12 protein-coding genes and 2 pseudogenes are annotated in these 16,420 nt (G+C 69.7%); 10 read left to right on the forward strand and 4 right to left on the reverse strand.

Annotation, left to right across the window (positions count from 1 at the left end; all coding sequences use genetic code 11):
- The first annotated feature begins 63 nt into the window (after nt 1-63).
- The 6 genes from ACSMXV_RS31495 to ACSMXV_RS31520 all read left to right on the forward strand — a co-directional run bounded on the left by ACSMXV_RS31495 (nt 64) and on the right by ACSMXV_RS31520 (nt 6,594).
- Entirely contained in the window at nt 64-1,053 is a 990-nt protein-coding gene (locus tag ACSMXV_RS31495; protein ID WP_473174529.1) for a TauD/TfdA family dioxygenase, read from the forward strand.
- A gap of 38 nt (nt 1,054-1,091) precedes the next feature.
- Nucleotides 1,092-2,117 carry an ornithine cyclodeaminase family protein gene (locus ACSMXV_RS31500; protein ID WP_473174530.1) on the forward strand — a complete coding sequence of 342 codons (1,026 nt, stop codon included), beginning with the start codon at nt 1,092-1,094 and terminating at the stop codon, nt 2,115-2,117.
- Nucleotides 2,108-3,472 (forward strand): type III PLP-dependent enzyme domain-containing protein, encoded by a 1,365-nt coding sequence (locus tag ACSMXV_RS31505; protein WP_473174531.1) that lies wholly within the window; start codon nt 2,108-2,110, stop codon nt 3,470-3,472. Before ACSMXV_RS31500 ends, ACSMXV_RS31505 begins: the two co-directional genes overlap by 10 nt.
- Before the next feature lie 34 nt (nt 3,473-3,506).
- Nucleotides 3,507-4,535, forward strand: coding sequence for a cysteine synthase family protein (locus tag ACSMXV_RS31510; RefSeq protein WP_473174532.1), 1,029 nt, complete (start codon nt 3,507-3,509; stop codon nt 4,533-4,535).
- Between the two features lie 5 nt (nt 4,536-4,540).
- A complete protein-coding gene (locus tag ACSMXV_RS31515) occupies nt 4,541-5,941 on the forward strand; it encodes an MATE family efflux transporter (protein ID WP_473174533.1) in 1,401 nt (466 codons plus the stop codon).
- Between the two features lie 188 nt (nt 5,942-6,129).
- A complete protein-coding gene (locus tag ACSMXV_RS31520; protein WP_473174534.1) occupies nt 6,130-6,594 on the forward strand; it encodes a hypothetical protein in 465 nt (154 codons plus the stop codon).
- Nucleotides 6,595-7,593: 999 nt separating this feature from the next.
- Here the strand turns inward: ACSMXV_RS31520 and ACSMXV_RS31525 are convergent.
- Entirely contained in the window at nt 7,594-7,950 is a 357-nt protein-coding gene (locus tag ACSMXV_RS31525; protein WP_473174535.1) for a hypothetical protein, read from the reverse strand.
- A gap of 166 nt (nt 7,951-8,116) precedes the next feature.
- Between ACSMXV_RS31525 and ACSMXV_RS31530 the strand changes: the two are divergent.
- The 4 genes and pseudogenes from ACSMXV_RS31530 to ACSMXV_RS31545 form a co-directional block, all read left to right on the forward strand.
- Nucleotides 8,117-8,428: pseudogene (locus tag ACSMXV_RS31530) on the forward strand (transposase); the annotation flags it as partial.
- 136 nt (nt 8,429-8,564) lie between these two features.
- Nucleotides 8,565-9,755, forward strand: coding sequence for a sensor histidine kinase (locus ACSMXV_RS31535; RefSeq protein ID WP_473174536.1), 1,191 nt, complete (start codon nt 8,565-8,567; stop codon nt 9,753-9,755).
- Nucleotides 9,756-9,816: 61 nt separating this feature from the next.
- The gene (locus ACSMXV_RS31540) at nt 9,817-10,488 is read left to right on the forward strand and encodes a response regulator (RefSeq protein WP_473174537.1); all 672 of its coding nucleotides are present in this window, start codon (nt 9,817-9,819) and stop codon (nt 10,486-10,488) included.
- Nucleotides 10,489-10,740: 252 nt separating this feature from the next.
- Entirely contained in the window at nt 10,741-13,887 is a 3,147-nt protein-coding gene (locus tag ACSMXV_RS31545; protein WP_473174538.1) for an efflux RND transporter permease subunit, read from the forward strand.
- Nucleotides 13,888-14,927: 1,040 nt separating this feature from the next.
- On the opposite strand, the gene ACSMXV_RS31550 is transcribed toward ACSMXV_RS31545, so the two are convergent.
- From ACSMXV_RS31550 to ACSMXV_RS31560, 3 genes and pseudogenes are all read right to left on the reverse strand, one after another.
- Nucleotides 14,928-15,677, reverse strand: a complete 750-nt coding sequence (locus ACSMXV_RS31550) for a cytochrome P450 (protein WP_473179115.1) — start codon at nt 15,675-15,677, stop codon at nt 14,928-14,930.
- 74 nt (nt 15,678-15,751) lie between these two features.
- Nucleotides 15,752-15,961: pseudogene (locus ACSMXV_RS31555) on the reverse strand (integrase core domain-containing protein); the annotation flags it as partial.
- The gene (locus ACSMXV_RS31560; protein ID WP_473174539.1) at nt 15,962-16,420 is read right to left on the reverse strand and encodes a MaoC family dehydratase; all 459 of its coding nucleotides are present in this window, start codon (nt 16,418-16,420) and stop codon (nt 15,962-15,964) included.

Below are 16,420 nucleotides of genomic sequence, written 5' to 3' on the forward strand. Positions count from 1 at the left end.
CCCGCTTGCCCCCGCAGCCGCATGCCCCCACATCCGCACCCGCAATGGAACGGACATCTCGCCATGCCCTTGGGAGCCGCACCCATACGGCAGCTCGAACCGCGCGCCGTCGACGAGCTGACCGACACAGCCCAGAAGATCCTCGCCGACTTCGGTAGTTCGGCCGCACGGCCCGAACTGCTCCGACGTGTCGCAAGGGCTGCCGCCGACCTGAGCGACATGACTCGCCACCACTGCCACCCGGTCGACACGGACGACGGCCTCTACGTCCTGCGTGGCCTGCCGGTCGACGACGCCGGAATTGGTCCCACGCCCGGCAGTTGGGCCACAGCGGGCGACCGCGCGGCCGTCTGGGACGTGATCCTGCTGCTGTTCGCCACGGCCATGGGCCACCCGATCGCCTGGGAGGGGCAGCAGGAGGGCCGGTTCGTGCACAACATCGTGCCCTCGCCCGGCCACGAGGAGGAGCAGACTGGTGCGAGCAGCACCGTGCTGCTCAGCCCGCACACCGAGGACGCCTTCCACCCCGGCCGCGCCCATCTGCTGCTGCTCGCCTGCATGCGCAACCACGACGCCGTCGCCACCACCGCCGCCAGCGTCCGCAAGGTCCGCCTCAGCGCCGACGACGTCGCGCTGCTGTCCCGCCCGGTACTGCCGATCCTCCCCGACGACGCCTATGCGGAGGCGCAGTCGTTCGCGGGAGAGCCGCCGAAGGTCCCCGTCCTGTGGCAGACCGTGGCCGGACCGACCCTGCGCTACGACCCCGCCTACACCCCGCTCGACGAGGCGCCCGCCGACTACCGCGCCGCCTACGACCGGCTGACCGCCGAGCTGGAGCGCGTGTCGGTCGCCGTCAGCCTGGAGCCCGGCGATGTCCTGGTCGTCGACAACGACGTCGTCGTCCACGGCCGGGTGCCGTTCAGGGCCCACTACGACGGCACCGACCGCTGGCTCAAGCGCGCCTCGGTGCGCGTCCCCGGGCGCCGCAGCCGGCCCCTGGCCGAGGCCGACGAACACGGCTACGGGCAGGCCGCGCTCGTGGCCCTTGTCTGACTACCTCAATCCGCCCTCGTACGAAGGAAACCGCCGTGATGGGCACCACCGCACGCACGGAGATACCGGCCGACATACCCGAGGACGACAAGACACTGCGCATCCTGAGCACCAGCGACCTCGCAGGCATCGACATCTCCCTGACCGACGTGGTCGACGTCGTCGAGCAGGCGTACCGCACCCTGGCCGACGGCAAGTCGGCCAACCCGCGCAAGCTCACCGTCAAGCCCGAGGACGGCCACTCCGTCTCGTACGCCATGCTCGGCCGGGACGGGGTCCGCGAGGTCGTCGCGATCAAGACGTCGTACAAGCACGGCTTGGACCGCTCCCGCGAGGAGCAGCACTACTACACGGCCCTCACGATCTACGACGACGTCACCGGACTGCCGGTCGCGATGATGGACTGCGGCCGCGTCGGCTCCCTGCGCACCCCGGCCGTCTCCGCGCTGCTGGCCCGTGAGTGCGCGGCGCCCGGCAGCCGCAGCGCCCTCGTCATCGGCACCGGGACGCAAGGCCGCCTGGCCCTCCCGTTCCTGCTCACCACGCTGCCGAACCTGGACCGGCTCATGGTTTACGGCACCCACCCCGACGGCCTCGCCGCGGTCCGTGAACGGCTCCACCACTACTTCCCGGAGAGGGAGGTGGAGGTGGTCGACGACGTGCGGGCGGCCGCGGCCGACGCCGACGTGGTGGTCGCCACCGCGGGACAGCACACGCCTGCCGCCGTGGAAGCAGCCGACCTGAAGCCGGGCGCTCTGTCGATCCTGGTCGGGCACGGCATCGCGCCCTCCACTCTGCAGGAGGCGGACCGGGTCATCGCCACCAGCGAGGCGCAGATGAAGGTCACCGGCACCGACATGGCCGACGCGGACGGCAACTTCCCGCCCGTGGACGCGGAGTTTCCCGAGATCGTAGCGGGCAGGGCCGAGGGCCGGCGCTCGCCCGACGAGCGGATCTTCGCGTACAACAGCGGACTGGTGGTCACCGACATCGCGCTCGGCCACCGGTTCGCGCAGCTGGCCATAGAGCAGGGCTTGGGAACGCGGGTGGCGCTGTGGCGGTGACCAGTTCGTCGGCTGCCCCGCCGCTGCCCGCCCACCCGGATCCGCAACTCGATGCGGTCCTCGGCAGCGGACTGCCGCGGGAGCTGTCGTATGCGCTACGCGGCCCGTTCCACCTGCTGCTGCCCGACCGGTTCGACTCCAATGTGGCTGCGTTCACGCATGCGTTGGCGGAGGCCGGTGTCGAGGGCCGCGTGTACTACGCGAAGAAGGCCAACAAGGCCGCAATCTGGATGGACCGCTGTGCGCTGTCCGACACGGGCGTGGACGTGGCCAGCGCCGGTGAGCTGCGGGACGCGCTCGGCCACGGGGTGCGCGGCGAGCAGATCGTGGTCACCGGGCCCGCCAAGGCCGACGGTCTGCTGCGGGTGGCCGTGCTGCAGGGCTGCCTGATCGCCGTGGACGCGCTCGACGAGCTGGAGCATGTCATCGCGCAAGCAGAGGCAGCCGCACGTCCGGCACGGGTACTGCTGCGGCGGCTGCCGCCTGCCCAGCATCACAGCCGCTTCGGCCTGGACGACAGGGAGATGGAATCCGCCCTCGCCCGGTGCCGGGAGGCCGGCGAAGCGGTCGCGATGGAAGGCTTCTCCTTCCACCTGTCGGGCTACGACACGCGGCCGCGTGCCGAGCTGGCGGGTGAGCTGGTCGACCTGTGCCTGAAGGCGCGGGTCCTCGGCCTGCGGGCGGACCGGATCAGCATCGGCGGCGGGTTCGCCGTCGACTACACCGCCGCCGAGCACTGGGAAGGCTTCCTGCGGGAGCAGCGGCCCGACCACTACCACGCGGGCAAGTCCTTCGCCGCCGCGGACTTCTACCCCTACCACTCGCCCGTGGCGGGCGCCGACGCCCTGCGCGCGGTTCTCGCCACATGCCCGTCCGGGTCCGCGCGCACCCTGGCCGAGCGGCTGCGTGAGGCCGGGGTAAGGCTCCTGCTGGAACCGGGGCGGGCCCTGCTGGACCGGGCCGGGTGCACCGTGTTCCGAGTGCAGGGCGTCAAGGACCGGGAAGGCTACGGCATCGTCACCGTGGACGGCAGCAGCCTGAGCCTGTCCGAGCAGTGGTTCAACAGCGAGTATCTGCCGGATCCGGTGCTGCTTCCCCAAGCCAAAGGCGGTAAGCCGTACGCCGCCTGCGTCGGGGGCGCCACCTGCCTGGAGTCGGACATGCTCACCTGGCGGAAGGTGCTGCTGCCCGTCCGGCCGACCCCCGGTGACCTGCTCGTGTACCCCAACACCGCTGGATACCAGATGGACTCCAACGAGTCCCCGTTCCACGAGCTGCCGCTCCCCCCGAAGGTCGTCCTCGACATCGCCGGCGGCACGACCCGCTGGCGGCTCGACCGCCCTCCACTGGCCTGACTCTCCCCTCCAACCCGAACCTTGGAGCCATCCGATGGACAAGGCGCTCTCGCGTCCCGCCGTGGTCAGCCGGGTCTCCGACCTCATCGGCCACACCCCGCTCTTCGAGCTGTGCCGCACCGACACCGGCAGCCGACTGCTGCTCAAACTCGAGCAGTTCAACCCGACCGGCACCGCGAAGATCCGCATGGCCCGGCAGATGGTCCTCGACGCCGAGGAGCGTGGCGCGCTGCGCCCGGGCGGCCGGATCATTGAGTCCACCTCTGGCAACACCGGCCTCGGCCTCGCCGTCATCGCTGCCGAACGCGGCTACACCTTCACCGCGGTCGTCGACCACCACGCGGCCGCCGACAAACTGCGCGGCATGAAGGCGCTCGGCGCCGAACTCGTCTACGTCGCCGAAGAGGGCGACGAGGAACTGGCCACGGCGGCTCGCGAGGAGTTCGCCGAGCAGTTGGCCCGCGAGGACGACACCGCCTACTTCACCGAGCAGCACAACAACGCTGCCAACGCAGTCGGTTACTACCCGGTCGGCCGCGAACTCGACGCCGCCCTCGACGGCCGCATCGACGTCCTCGTCGGTGCCGTCGGCACCGGCGGCGGCCTGTGCGGCACCGGGCGCGAGCTGCGCAAGACCGTCCCCGGTGTGCGGATCGTCGGGGTCGAGCCCAAGGGCTCCATCGCCTTCGGCCCACCCGCCCATGACTACTACCAGTCCGGCACCGGCACCCCGGAGGGCGCCACGATCGGCCTCCTCGTCGACTTCGACCTGATCGACGAGGGCGTCAAGGTCGGCGACGTGGAGGCATTCGCCACCGCCCGGGTCGTCGCCCGCCGCACCGGGCTCCTGATCGGCGGCTCCGCGGGCGGAGTGGTGTACGAGGCGCTGACCCGGATGTCCTCCCTCGCGCCGGGCACGACTATGGTCGCGCTGGTCAACGACGGAGGCGAGAAATACATGGACACCGTCTTCAACGACGACTGGATGAACGCCCGCGATCTCATCGACACGGCTGTCGAACGCGAGATCGACGAGCTCCTGACCAAACTCCGCGAGAACTGACACCAATGCCGATACCGCTCACCACCCTTCTCCGGGACAGCCGCGCCCTGGCTACCCTGGCCGTACCGCTCGCCCTCACCCAGCTCGCCCAGGTCGCCCTCACCACCACGGACACGGTGATGATGGGCCTGATGGGCGCCGAGGCGCTGGCCGGCGGCGGCCTGGCGTTGGTCATCTTCAACCAACTGCGCACCATGGGCGTCGGCATGGTCACCGCGGTCGGCAACCAGGTCTCCGCCGCCTCTGCCCACGCCGACGACGAGGAACTCACCGAAGAGGCCGCGGAACAGGTCCGGGACGTGGTCCGAGCCGCCCTCGCTCTGGCCACGCTGTCCGGCGTTTTCGGCGCGGTCGTCATCCTGCTGATCGGGTGGGCCGTCGCCTTCCTCGGTCAGGACCCCGACGTCGTCGACACAGCCTGGCCAGTGCTGCTCGCCCTCGCCCCCGGACTGATCCCCTGCCTGTGGTTCCAGGCGATCCGCCAGTTCACCGTCGGCATGCGCCGCCCCCAGGCCCTGCTGCGCATCACTCTCGCCTCCGTCGCCGTCAACGCGGCCCTCAACTGGGCATTCATCCATGGCACCTGGGGCGTTCCCGAGCTGGGCCTGCCCGGCATCGGTGTCTCCACCTCCCTGGTGTACGCGCTCACCTGCGTCGCCCTGTACGCATCGGCCCGCCGCGACCCCGAGCTCGCCCCCCTCCTCGACATCCGCATCTGGAAGACCCGCCCCGCCACCCTGCGCCGACTGACCGGCCTGGGCCTGCCGATCGCAGCCACCTACGGCTCCGAGGCCGGCTTCTTCTCCGTCGTCGCCCTGATCATCGGCACCTTCGGCAGCGCCGCCCTGGCCGCCCACACCGCCGTCAACCAGCTCATCTACATCGTCTTCCAGATCGCGGTCGGCCTGTCCCACGCCGCGTCCCTCAACGTCAGCCGGGAACTCGCCCTGGACCGGATCGCCGCGGCCCAGCGCATCAAGAACACGGCGCTCGCGTGTGCGGCGGCCGTGATGGCCGTGGTCGGCGTCGTCTACCTGACCGTGCCCGGCCTGGTGCTGCGCCCGTTCTTGGACCCGTCGGCCGCCGACGGGCACACGGCGACGGACATCGCCACCAACCTCCTCCTGGTCGCGGCCGTCCTGCAGTTCTTCGACTGCGCCCAGAACATCGGCGTCGGCCTGCTGCGCGGCTTGGACGACACCAAGAGCGGCTTCCGCATCACCCTGGTCGGCTACTGGCTGATCGGACTGCCCGCCGCCTGGCTCCTCGGCCACCTCGCCGGCCTGGAGACGGTCGGCGTCTGGCTCGGCCTCCTCACCGGCCTTGCCGCCACCGCCCTGCTCCTCCTGCGCCGCTACCACCAGGCCCTGACGCTCCGGGGAGCCGGACAGCCGGCCGTCGCCTGATCGGGCACCGCTGGCCCTCCTCTCCAGAGTGTGGGGGTGCGGTGTGGGCTGGCATTCGTGCATCGGTGGTCCGGGCTGAACGAACGGCAACGCGCGCTTCTCGAGCGGCTCGCCGGGGGAGAAGCCTGGAAACTCGGAGCTGGGGGAGTGGCGCTTCGCCTACGCGTTGCGTGAAGTTGGGGGGTGAGATGCGCTTCCGTGCCATTCGGCGCACGGCCGCGGGCCTGGTCCTGGTCCTGCTGCCGCTGCTGGCGGTCGCCTCGTGCGGCGAGGAACCGAAGAAGCACTTCCCGGGCGCCTTCCCGGGCACGCACACCGATGTGAGCGCGGCCCAGGCGTTCCGTGACTTCCGCCTCGATGTGCCGACGTCGGCGAAGGTCGTCGGGTACTACGCGTGGTCCCAGGACGACACGTACCCGATGGCGGCCGTGCTACGGATGCCCTGTTCCGCGGTGCCCGGTTTCGTCTCGGGCAGCGGACTGCGCAAGGCCTCCTCCCGGGAGGGAGCGATCGCCGGTGTCCAGGTCTTCGCAAGGGACCATGGCTGGACCGACGACGACAAGGACGAGCGCTACCTTCGGGACCGGGACCGGCCGGTGGGTGTCGTGACCCATCGGACGGGGACGGAATGCAAGGTGTACCTGCACACGTGACGGACGTGCGGGTCCTCGTGGACGTGGTGGTGGTCGCGTCGGTCGTCCCGGCCGCCGCGATCATCCCGCGTGTCCTGGTCCGCTGCCCCGACCCGGTCGGGGCGGCGGACCGCCGCGTCTCCCACAGGGGCCGCCACGCCCCTTCCCGACCCGCATTTGCGCAGGTCAGGCTGGGCGCGGCGGCTATCTGTCAGAGAGCGCTCAGATGTCCCGGAAGAGACCAGGCGGCCCCGTGACCTGGCACGCTGGACGGATTCACGTTGCTGACCTGCACAGATGGCCTTTCGGCTGTTTCAGGCTCGTGCTCGTTGACGTGGCCGGAAGTCCCAGAAAAGTCCCAGAGGGCTCCCAGTGCTGAAGGACGCCCTTTCGGCTCTGGTGAGGGTGAGGTAGCGCGGTGTGGGCTGGATCCTGTGCGTCGGAGGCCCGCCCTGATCGAACGGCAGCACAGGCTCCTCGAAAAGCCCCGTTGCTGAGCAAGGCCCTGGAACCTGGATGTCGAGTGACTGGCGCTCGGACGATGCCTTGCGGGATCGTGGGTCCCTGATGAGCGACGACGACTCTGCGTTCGCCGGCGGCAGTGAGTCGGCGGTGCCCGCCAAGCCTCGGACGCCCTACAGCGAGCGGCCTGTCGCGCGTGCCCGGCGGGCGAAGGCACAGGAGCTGATCGAGCGGCTCGTCGCCGAGGGGCGCGTCCGGATCATTGATCCCGATGACGACGAGGTCGCGGAGTGGCGGCGCGTCGTCAACTACGCGAAGCGGCACGGCCTGGAACCGGTAGGCAAACGCATCGAGAAGGTCCCGTACGGCGGGCCAGGGCTGGAGCTGTACCTCGCGGAGGGCCCGCATCCCAACGCGCGGAGTCAGCGGCCGAAGGCGGGCCGGGGGCTGGTTCCTGTCCCCGCGCGACTGGGGAACCTGCATCCGATGGTGACAGCACTCAAAGACGACGAGAGTCGGCTGGTAATGCCGTCTGCGCTGCGCCGAAGGTCACTCCTGCTACTGCAGGGACTTGCGGCTGAGGCGGTACGGCGAGGGTACGAGGTGCGGAAGGCCCGGTCGTCCTTCTTCCCGCGTGAGGGTGGAGTGGACGTCGCTGTCGACGGCTTCGCCTATACCGTCACCGTCAGGAAGGAGTTCCCGGAGTCCACAGATCCGGCGCGCTCCGCTCGTCTCGTCGTAGAGCTTGCCCATGGTCTGACCGGTCGGCCTGGTCGCTGGCGGGATCGGCAGAGCCGGACGCTTGAAGAAGCCCTGGGCGTGATCCTTGGAGAGATCGAGACACGAGCTGTGGAGGACGCCCGGCGCAGGCAGGATGAACAGCAGGCCAGGGCAGAACGCGAAGTTCGTTGGCAAGCGGCCATGGACGTGGCGAAGGAACAAGCTGTTCGCGAACAACTTGCCCAGGTGCTTCGTGAAGAGGTCGGGTGCTGGCAAGAGGCTGCTGTCCTCAGTGCGTACTGCATGGCATTGGAACGTCGTATCGGCGAGTTGGACGGTGCTGTGGACGAGTTGGCTCTGGACTCGGCCCGACGCCGTAGCCGGCGACAAGGCCTATTCGTCCCGCGCCAACTGTGCCTACCTGCGGAGACGCCACATCAAGGCGGTCATCCCGGAGAGGAAGGACCAGGCTGCCAACCGGAAGAAGAAGGGCAGCCGGGGCGGCCGGCCCGTCAGCCACGACGCTGATCTTTACAAGGAGCGGAACACCGTCGAGCGCCTGATCAACAAGCTGAAGGCCTGGCGGGGCATCGCGACTCGGTACGACAAGACGCCCGGGAGCTATCTCGCCGGCCTCCACCTCCGGGCCTCGATGATCTGGATCGACGACCTCTCGAACATGATCGCCGCCACTGCAAGCCGGGGGTATCGGTCTCCCCAGGCGGTGAGCCCGCGTAATGCAGCCGCGGTACCCGCGCCTACCGTGCACGGATGACGCGCGCCGTCCCGCGGCTGCCTACCGTGAAGACGTGAGAGTGATCGATCGTGGGCGGGCCATGGCCCGATCCCATCCGCAGGCAGTGGACGCCGCCCTGGCAGCCGCTGTGCTGCTGCTGTCCCTGTTGTCCTTCGTCTTCGCCCCGGGGGGCAGGCGGTATCCCCTCGACGCGGCCTACGTCGCGACCACGCTGGTGGCGAGCGGGGCCGTGGTACTGCGCCGGCACAGGCCCCTCGCGGTCCTCACGGTGACGGTGGCAGCAGCCGTGCTGTACATGGCGATCGATCCGAGGCAGAGACTCGAGCAGCCCCAGTCGGCCCCGCCTCTCGCGGTGCTGGTGGCGATGTACACGGTGGGGCTGTACACGGACCGGCGTACTCCGTGGATCGCGGGTGCCGCGACGGCGTCGGCCCTCTTCGGTGCGTCCGCGATCTTCCAGGAAGGACCGCTGTTCGCCCCCGACCGCGTCGCCATCGTGGCCTGGACGGGGCTGGCAACCGCGTGGGGCTACGCCGCGCGCAGCCGCCGCGCGTACATCGCGGCCATGGAGGAGCGGGCACGGCGCGCCGAGCAGGCCCGGGAGGAGGAGGCCCAGCGGCGGGTGGTGGCGGAGCGGATGCGGATCGCCCGCGAGCTGCACGATGTGGTCGCCCACCACATCGCGCTGGTCAACACACAGGCCGGGGTCGCGGCACACCTGATCCATGAACACCCGGACCGGGCCGGCGAGGCCCTCGGGCACATCCGCGACACCTCGCGGTCCGCGTTGGACGAACTGCGGGCCACCGTCGGCCTGCTGCGACAGTCCGACGACGCGGAGGCGCCCACGGAGCCCATCCCCGGCCTGAGCAGGCTCGACGACCTGGCTGCCTCCTTCGCCCCGACGGGACTGCAGGTGCAGGTGAGCCGTGAGGGGCAGCAGCGCGAGATACCGTCTTCGGTGGACCTGTGCGCATACAGGATCGTGCAGGAGGCGCTGACCAATGTCCGCAAGCACGTCGGTGCCGGCGCGGCCCGGGTGCGTCTGGCGTACGGTGCCGACGAGCTGCGGATCACGGTGGACGACGACGGCCGGGGCGGCGGGGTGTCCGCCGGCGCGGGAACCGGTCACGGGCTGATCGGCATGCGTGAACGGGCCGGGGCCGTCGGTGGCACTCTGCGGACCGGGCCGCGGCCCGGCGGCGGGTTCAGGGTCGATGCGAAACTGCCGATTCCACCCTGAACCTCGACTCCACCGCCCCGAACCTCGATTCCGCCCCGAACCTCGAAGAGGAACAGCTGACATGACCATCCGCGTGGTACTGGCCGACGACCAGAATCTGCTGCGCGCCACGTTCCGGCTGCTGATCGACTCGGCGCCCGGCATGGAGGTGGTCGGAGAGGCCGCCGACGGCCGCGAGGCGTATGAACTGGCCCGCACACAGCGCGCCGACGTGGTCCTGATGGACATCCGGATGCCCGGCACCGACGGCCTCGCCGGAACCAGGATGATCACCGCGGACGAGGATCTCGCCGGGGTGAAGGTGCTGATCCTGACCACTTTCGAGGTCGACGAGTATGTGGTCGAGGCACTGCGGGCCGGCGCCAGCGGCTTCCTCGGCAAGGGCATCAACCCCGAGGCGCTGCTGGAGGCGATCGAGGTCGTCGCCGCAGGCGAAGCCCTGCTCTCACCGGCGGCCACCAGGGGACTGATCACCCGCTTCCTCACCCAGCCCACTGCCATCCCCGACCGGATCCCGGAGCGGCTGGCCTGCCTGACACCGCGCGAGAGGGAGGTACTGACGCTGGTGGCGGGAGGGCTGTCGAACGAGGTGATCGCGGAGCAGCTGTACCTCAGCCCGATGACGGTCAAGACCCACGTCAACCGGACGATGGCCAAGCTGGGCGTACGCGACCGGGCGCAGCTCGTCGTGATCGCGTACGAGTCGGGTCTCGTACGCCCCGGCCGGGCATGAGGTCTCGTACGCCCCGGGCGGGGCATGACACCGGCCGGCGGCGCTGTGGTGGGGCACTCCTCGTACCGCAGACGCGGTACTGCACTCCTCGTACCGCGGATGCGGTACTGCGAAAAGCCCGCGGAGGGCTGACGCCGGGCGGGGGTCCGTGCGGCAAGGGTGGTGAGGCGTCCAGGTGTGTCCCGGACGCCTTGTCTCCACCGGCTGCCGGCGTTTCGCCGGCCGACGACGACAGAGAAGAGCCCCTCGCCGATGTCCTGGCTGTCCCGGGTCAGTCTGACCCACCGCAAACTTCTGGCGCTGATAACGATCATGCTGCTCGCGTTCGGCGTGTACACAAGCACGTCGATCAAGCAGCAGCTGCTTCCCGATACGTCCTTCCCGACCGTCACCGTGACCGCGGCCTATACGGGCGCGTCGCCCGAGATCGTCGAGAAGCAGGTCGTCGAACCGCTGGAGGACAGCCTCAAGAGCCTCGACGACCTCGAGAGCACCACCTCCACCTCCCGCCAGGGCTCGGCGACCGTGTCGCTGAGCTTCGACTACGGCAACGACCCGGACGAGCTGTCCTCGAAGGTCCAAACCGCCGTCGGCAAGGTGTCCGCGCAGCTGCCCACCGGGGTCGAGCCGGAGGTCTCCACCGGCAGCACCTCGGACATGCCGACGCTGACCCTCGCCGCAACCTCCACCAAGGTGAGCCAGCAGGAGCTCGCCGACCGGCTGGAGGACAAGGTCGTACCTGAGCTGAAGGCCGTCGACGGGGTCAACGAGGTCACCGTCACCGGTGTGCGCGACCAGGTCGTCACCATCACCCCGGACACGGACAAGCTCTCCGCCGCCGGGCTCACCACCAAGTCCATCAGCACCGCACTCACCGCCAGTGGCAGCTCGCTGTCGGCCGGCTCGATGGACTCCGGCGACTCCACCGTCAGCCTCGAGGTCGGCTCGGCGATCACCTCCCTGCAGCAGGTCAAGGATCTGCGCCTGACCTCCGCCACGCCCGGCGGGACGGCTGTACGCCTGGGCGATGTCGCCTCCGTGAAGCTCACGAACGCCACCGCCACCTCGCTGACGCGCACGAACGGCGAGCCCAGCCTCGGTGTCTCGCTGACCATGGACCAGGGCGGCAGCGCCTCGTCCATCTCCGACGATGTGAACGCCGAGCTGTCGGACCTTCAGGAGTCCCTGGCCGACGGCGCCGAGCTGACCGTGGTCTCCGACTCGGGCCCGGCCGTGAGCAAGCAGGTGATGGGGCTGCTCGAGGAGGGCCTGCTCGGTCTGCTCATGGCGGTCGTGGTGATCGTCATCTTCCTGCGCTCGATCCGCTCCACCCTGGTCACCGCGGTGTCGATCCCGCTGTCGCTGGTCATCGCGCTGATCGTGCTGTGGCAGCAGAACCTCTCGCTGAACATGCTGACGCTGGGCGCGCTGACCATGGCCGTGGGCCGGGTCGTCGACGACTCCATCGTGGTACTGGAGAACATCAAACGGCACCTCGGCTACGGCGAGGAGAAGAAGCAGGCCGTGCTGAGCGCGGTGCGCGAGGTCTCCTCCGCGGTGACGTCCTCGACCATCACCACGGTCGCGGTGTTCCTGCCCATCGGCCTGGTCGGCGGCTTTGTGGGCGAGCTGTTCGGGCCGTTCTCCCTCACGGTCGCGGCGGCGATGGTCGCCTCCCTGGTGGTGTCCCTGACCATCGTGCCCGCCCTGGCCTACTGGTTCCTCAAGCCCCCAAAGGGGGCGGCCGGTGCGGACCCGGAGGAATTCCGGCGCCGGATCGAGGAGAAGGAGCGGGGCGGCCTCCTGCCGCGGATCTACGTTCCCGTCGTCCACTGGGCCGTACGTCGCCGCAAGACGGTCCTGGTGGCGGCGATCGCGGTGCTCATCGCCACCTTCAGCATGGTCGGCAGCCTGAAGACCAGCTTCCTGGGCGACTCCGAATCGGACACCGTCAGCATCACGCAGAAGCTGGACGCCACCAGCAGCCTGTCCGTCACCAACGCGGCGGCGAAGAAGACCGAGAAGGTCCTTGCCTCGGTCGACGGCATTGAGTCGTACCAGGTGAACATCGGCTCGAGCGGCGGCGGTTCCCCCTTCGGTGGCGCGGGCGGCGGCACGAGCAGCGCCTCGTTCACCGCGAATCTCGCCGACGGCACCGACGGCTCGGCGCTCGAGAAGACGATCGAGAAGAAGCTGGACGCCCTGACCGGCGCCGGCACGTTCACGGTCGGCGCGGGCAGCGGCATGGGATCCAGCAGTGACATCTCGGTCTCGGTCACGGGCGACGACGACACGGCCCTGGCCACTGCCACCGAGCGAGTCACCAAGGCCCTGGAGGGAGTCGACGGTCTGACCGACGTCACCAGCGACCTCGCCGAGAGCGTCCCGCAGATCAGCATCGAGGCCAAGGCCACCCAGGCCACCCAGTACGGGCTCACCGACACCGCCATCGCGGAGGCGGTCGCCCAGGCCGCCCAGGGCACCACCGTCACCCAGGTCACTGTGGACGGCGCCCAGCGCGATGTCGTGGTCAAGGCGTCCGCGGACAGCCCGACGACCCTCAGCGAGATCAAGGCTCTCCAGATCCCGACCACGAGCGGGACCGTGCGGCTCGACAAGGTGGCCACCGTCACCAAGACCGACAGCTCGGTGACCCGCACCCGGGTGGACGGCGAGCAGACCATCACGGTGAGCGGTACGCCGGAGAGCGACGACACCGGTGCCGCGACCAGCGCCGTCACCACGGCCCTGAAGTCCGTGGACATGCCGTCGGGCACGTCCTACGAACTGGGCGGGGTGAGCTCCCAGCAGAGCGAGGCGTTCGGCCAGCTGGGCCTGGCCATGGCCGCGGCGATCGCGATCGTCTTCCTGGTGCTGGTGGCGACCTTCCGCAGCATCCGCCAGACGCTGGTGCTGCTGGTGTCCATCCCCTTCGCGGCCACCGGGGCGATCGCGCTCCTGCTGGTCACCGGCACTCCGCTGGGCCTGGCGGCGATGATCGGCCTGCTGATGCTGATCGGCATCGTCGTCACCAACGCGATCGTGCTGCTCGACCTGGTCAACCAGTACCGCGCGCAGGGCATGAGCGTCACCGAGGCGGTCGTCGAGGGCGGACGGCGGCGCCTGCGGCCGATCCTGATGACCGCACTGGCGACGATCTTCGCCCTGACTCCGATGGCGCTCGGCATCACCGGCGAGGGCGGATTCATCTCCAAGCCGCTGGCCATCGTGGTCATCGGCGGCCTGATCAGCTCGACCCTGCTCACCCTGGTACTGGTGCCGACCCTCTACACGATGGTCGAGGTCCGCAGGGAGAAGCGGCAGCGGCGCCGTGCGGCGAAGCGGTCCGCACTGCCCGCCCAGGACGAGCGTTCCCCGGAGCCCGCCGGGGTCTCCTGACCCGGTACCACTCCGGCCCGCAGGCCCCGGCTACCGGGGCCTGCGGGCGCGCCTATGCACCGACGTGCTTCGGTCCATTCGCGGCCGACCTGGGGGCAGCGAGGCAGAAGCGACTGCGCTGGGAAGCCGCGTTGCAGCAGGCCCGCGCCGAGTACGCCGAGGCGTACCGCGTCAAGCACCTCGAAGCCCAAGCCAAAGCGTGGCGCCGTGCGACCCCGCTTGGCCGAGTGTCTCGGAGCCCCGCGCAGACGACCTGCGGCCATTCCTGCGCGGTTGGAGCCCCTACGGTCCTCATCTCTACTGACCCGACAACATTTCGGAAAACCGTCAGCCGAACCGGACCGTCCACGGACTCCTGACCTGCGCCAGGCCCCGGCTACCGGGGCCTGCGGGCCGGCAGCGCCTGCGGCCGGTGGAGGTGGTGCTCAACGGGCGGCAGCCTTGGCGCGCCCAGACGAGGCATCGCCGCCACCGTGGCACTGGCTCAGAGCTACCGGCTCCACCCCGTCGCGCCCCGGCTCGGGAACCGGCCGACCAGGAGGTAGTACTGCGGCCGGGCCCGTCACCGCAGTTCGGGCGGCAGTCCGGCCCCACGTTTCACCTCGCCGAACCGCCGCTCGAAAAGGCTGAGTTGGGGCAGCGCGGGGGAGGGGGCCGAAGCGAAGGGCGGATACCGGTGCGCCCAGGGTTCGGGGACAACGACCGGGGTGTGTGGCCGGAGGTAGGAGGACACGGATCAGGAACGGCGCAGCTTGATGGACAGCAGGCGCCGTTACGGGGCCACGGTGTTGTCGGTGACGGCGGTCGGCGGGTAGTACCGCCGGCGGCAGCGGGCGCAGGGCATCCAGGGGGCATCCGTACCATCTGGGTGCCGGGCGGTCGGAACGAGTCACGCGACGCCGCACGGTTCGGCGCCGCGTTCCTTGGCCAGCCCCTACTCGGCTGAACGCCGGGCAGGGCCGGTAGGGGTGGGGCCGGCCCTGCCTGACGTCATCGGGGTTAACGGGGGGTCAGCGGGTGACCATGAGCTTGCGGACGCCTTAGTTGGTGCCGGTGAAGTCCATCGGGACCTCCTCCAGCGGGGTGACGAGGCGCAGGTTCGGGAAGCGCTGGAAGAGCTTGGGCAGGACGGTCTTCAGCTCGGCGCGGGCGACGTTCTGGCCGAGGCAGGCGTGGACGCCGTAGCCGAAGCCCATGTGGCGGACCATCTTGCGGTCGATGTCCAGGGTGTAGTTCTCGAAGGCCCGTGGGTCGCGGTTGGCGGCGTTCATGGCGACCACCACCAGATCGCCCGTCTTGATCTGGGCGCCGCCGATCTCCAGGTCCTCCTTGGCCACCCGGCCGAGGCCGAACTGGACGATCGTCAGGTAGCGCATCAGCTCCTCGACCGCAGTGCCGATCTTCTCCGGGTGCTCGACGAGGTCCTTGCGCTGCTCGTCGTGGGTGAGCAGGGTGAGCGCGGACAGGCCCATCATGGCGGCTGTGGTGTCGCGCCCGGCGAACAGCAGGAGCACACCGATGCCGATGAGCTGCCGTTCGGTGAGCATCGCGTCCTCACCCTCGGCCTTGTCGATCAGCTCGGCGAGGATGCCGTCGGTGGCGCCGGTGCGGCGCTTCTCGGCGACCAGATTGGTGATGTAGTCGATCAGCCAGTACGCGCCCTTGTCACGCTCCTCGCGGCTCTTGGCCACGTCCATCATGTCCATGGTGGCGTGGTGGAAGCCGTCGCGGTCCTCGTAGGGGACGCCGAGCAGCTCACAGATCACCAGGCACGGGATGGGCAGCGCCATGGCCTGGACGAAGTCGAAGGTCTCCGGCCCGGCGGCGATGGCGTCCAGGTGCTCGTCGACGATCTTGTCGAGGAGAACCGGGCGCACCACGCCCGGGCGTCCTCGAGGGAGCCGAAACGCTCGGGAAAGTCGTGCCGGTATTTCAGGGTCTTGTACTGGCTCTCGCTGTACGGATTGTCGTTCGACGTCTTCGGCCGCGAATGCGACTTGGTGACGCCCAGACCGGCCATCATCTGGGCGACGTTCTGCGCGACCATCGGGGACCCGCGGTCCGAGAACAGCGATCACGGGTAGACATGGGTGAGGGATTCCGCGACGCACGCCGGTTTGGCGGAACCGTCGAGTTCGAAGGTGAAGATCCGTGTCATCTGCACGCCACCCCGTTTGACCGGCTGCACATTGGCGACCGAGGCGTGCAGGCGCACGCGGCTGCCCATCGGGACCGGAGCAGGGAAACGGACCTTGTTGACCCCGTAGTTGAGTGACATTCCCACGCCGGTGACCTGGAGCAGCTCGGCGAACATGGGGATGCCCCAGCTCAGGATCATGTAGCCGTGAGCGATGGTTCCGCCGTACGGGCCCATCGCGGCGCGTTCGATGTCGGTGTGGATCCACTGGTGGTCGCCGGAGACATCCGCGAACCTGTCGATGAGTTCCTGGCTGACGGTCCGCCACTGCGAGCGGCCCAGATCCCGGCCCGACAACTGTGTGATCTCGGCTATGCCGTTGACCGTGAGGGTCAT

The sequence above is a fragment of the Streptomyces sp. DSM 42067 genome, from assembly GCF_055792885.1.

What these genes read in the sequence shown, in the direction of transcription:
- ACSMXV_RS31495 (WP_473174529.1), top strand. Translation starts at nt 64, where the DNA reads ATGCCCTTGGGAGCCGCACCCATACGGCAGCTCGAACCGCGCGCCGTC.
- ACSMXV_RS31500 (WP_473174530.1), top strand. Translation starts at nt 1,092, where the DNA reads ATGGGCACCACCGCACGCACGGAGATACCGGCCGACATACCCGAGGAC.
- ACSMXV_RS31510 (WP_473174532.1), top strand. Translation starts at nt 3,507, where the DNA reads ATGGACAAGGCGCTCTCGCGTCCCGCCGTGGTCAGCCGGGTCTCCGAC.
- ACSMXV_RS31515 (WP_473174533.1), top strand. Translation starts at nt 4,541, where the DNA reads ATGCCGATACCGCTCACCACCCTTCTCCGGGACAGCCGCGCCCTGGCT.
- ACSMXV_RS31520 (WP_473174534.1), top strand. Translation starts at nt 6,130, where the DNA reads ATGCGCTTCCGTGCCATTCGGCGCACGGCCGCGGGCCTGGTCCTGGTC.
- ACSMXV_RS31540 (WP_473174537.1), top strand. Translation starts at nt 9,817, where the DNA reads ATGACCATCCGCGTGGTACTGGCCGACGACCAGAATCTGCTGCGCGCC.
- ACSMXV_RS31545 (WP_473174538.1), top strand. Translation starts at nt 10,741, where the DNA reads ATGTCCTGGCTGTCCCGGGTCAGTCTGACCCACCGCAAACTTCTGGCG.
- ACSMXV_RS31550 (WP_473179115.1), bottom strand. Translation starts at nt 15,677, where the DNA reads ATGGCGCTGCCCATCCCGTGCCTGGTGATCTGTGAGCTGCTCGGCGTC.
- ACSMXV_RS31560 (WP_473174539.1), bottom strand. Translation starts at nt 16,420, where the DNA reads ATGACCCTCACGGTCAACGGCATAGCCGAGATCACACAGTTGTCGGGC.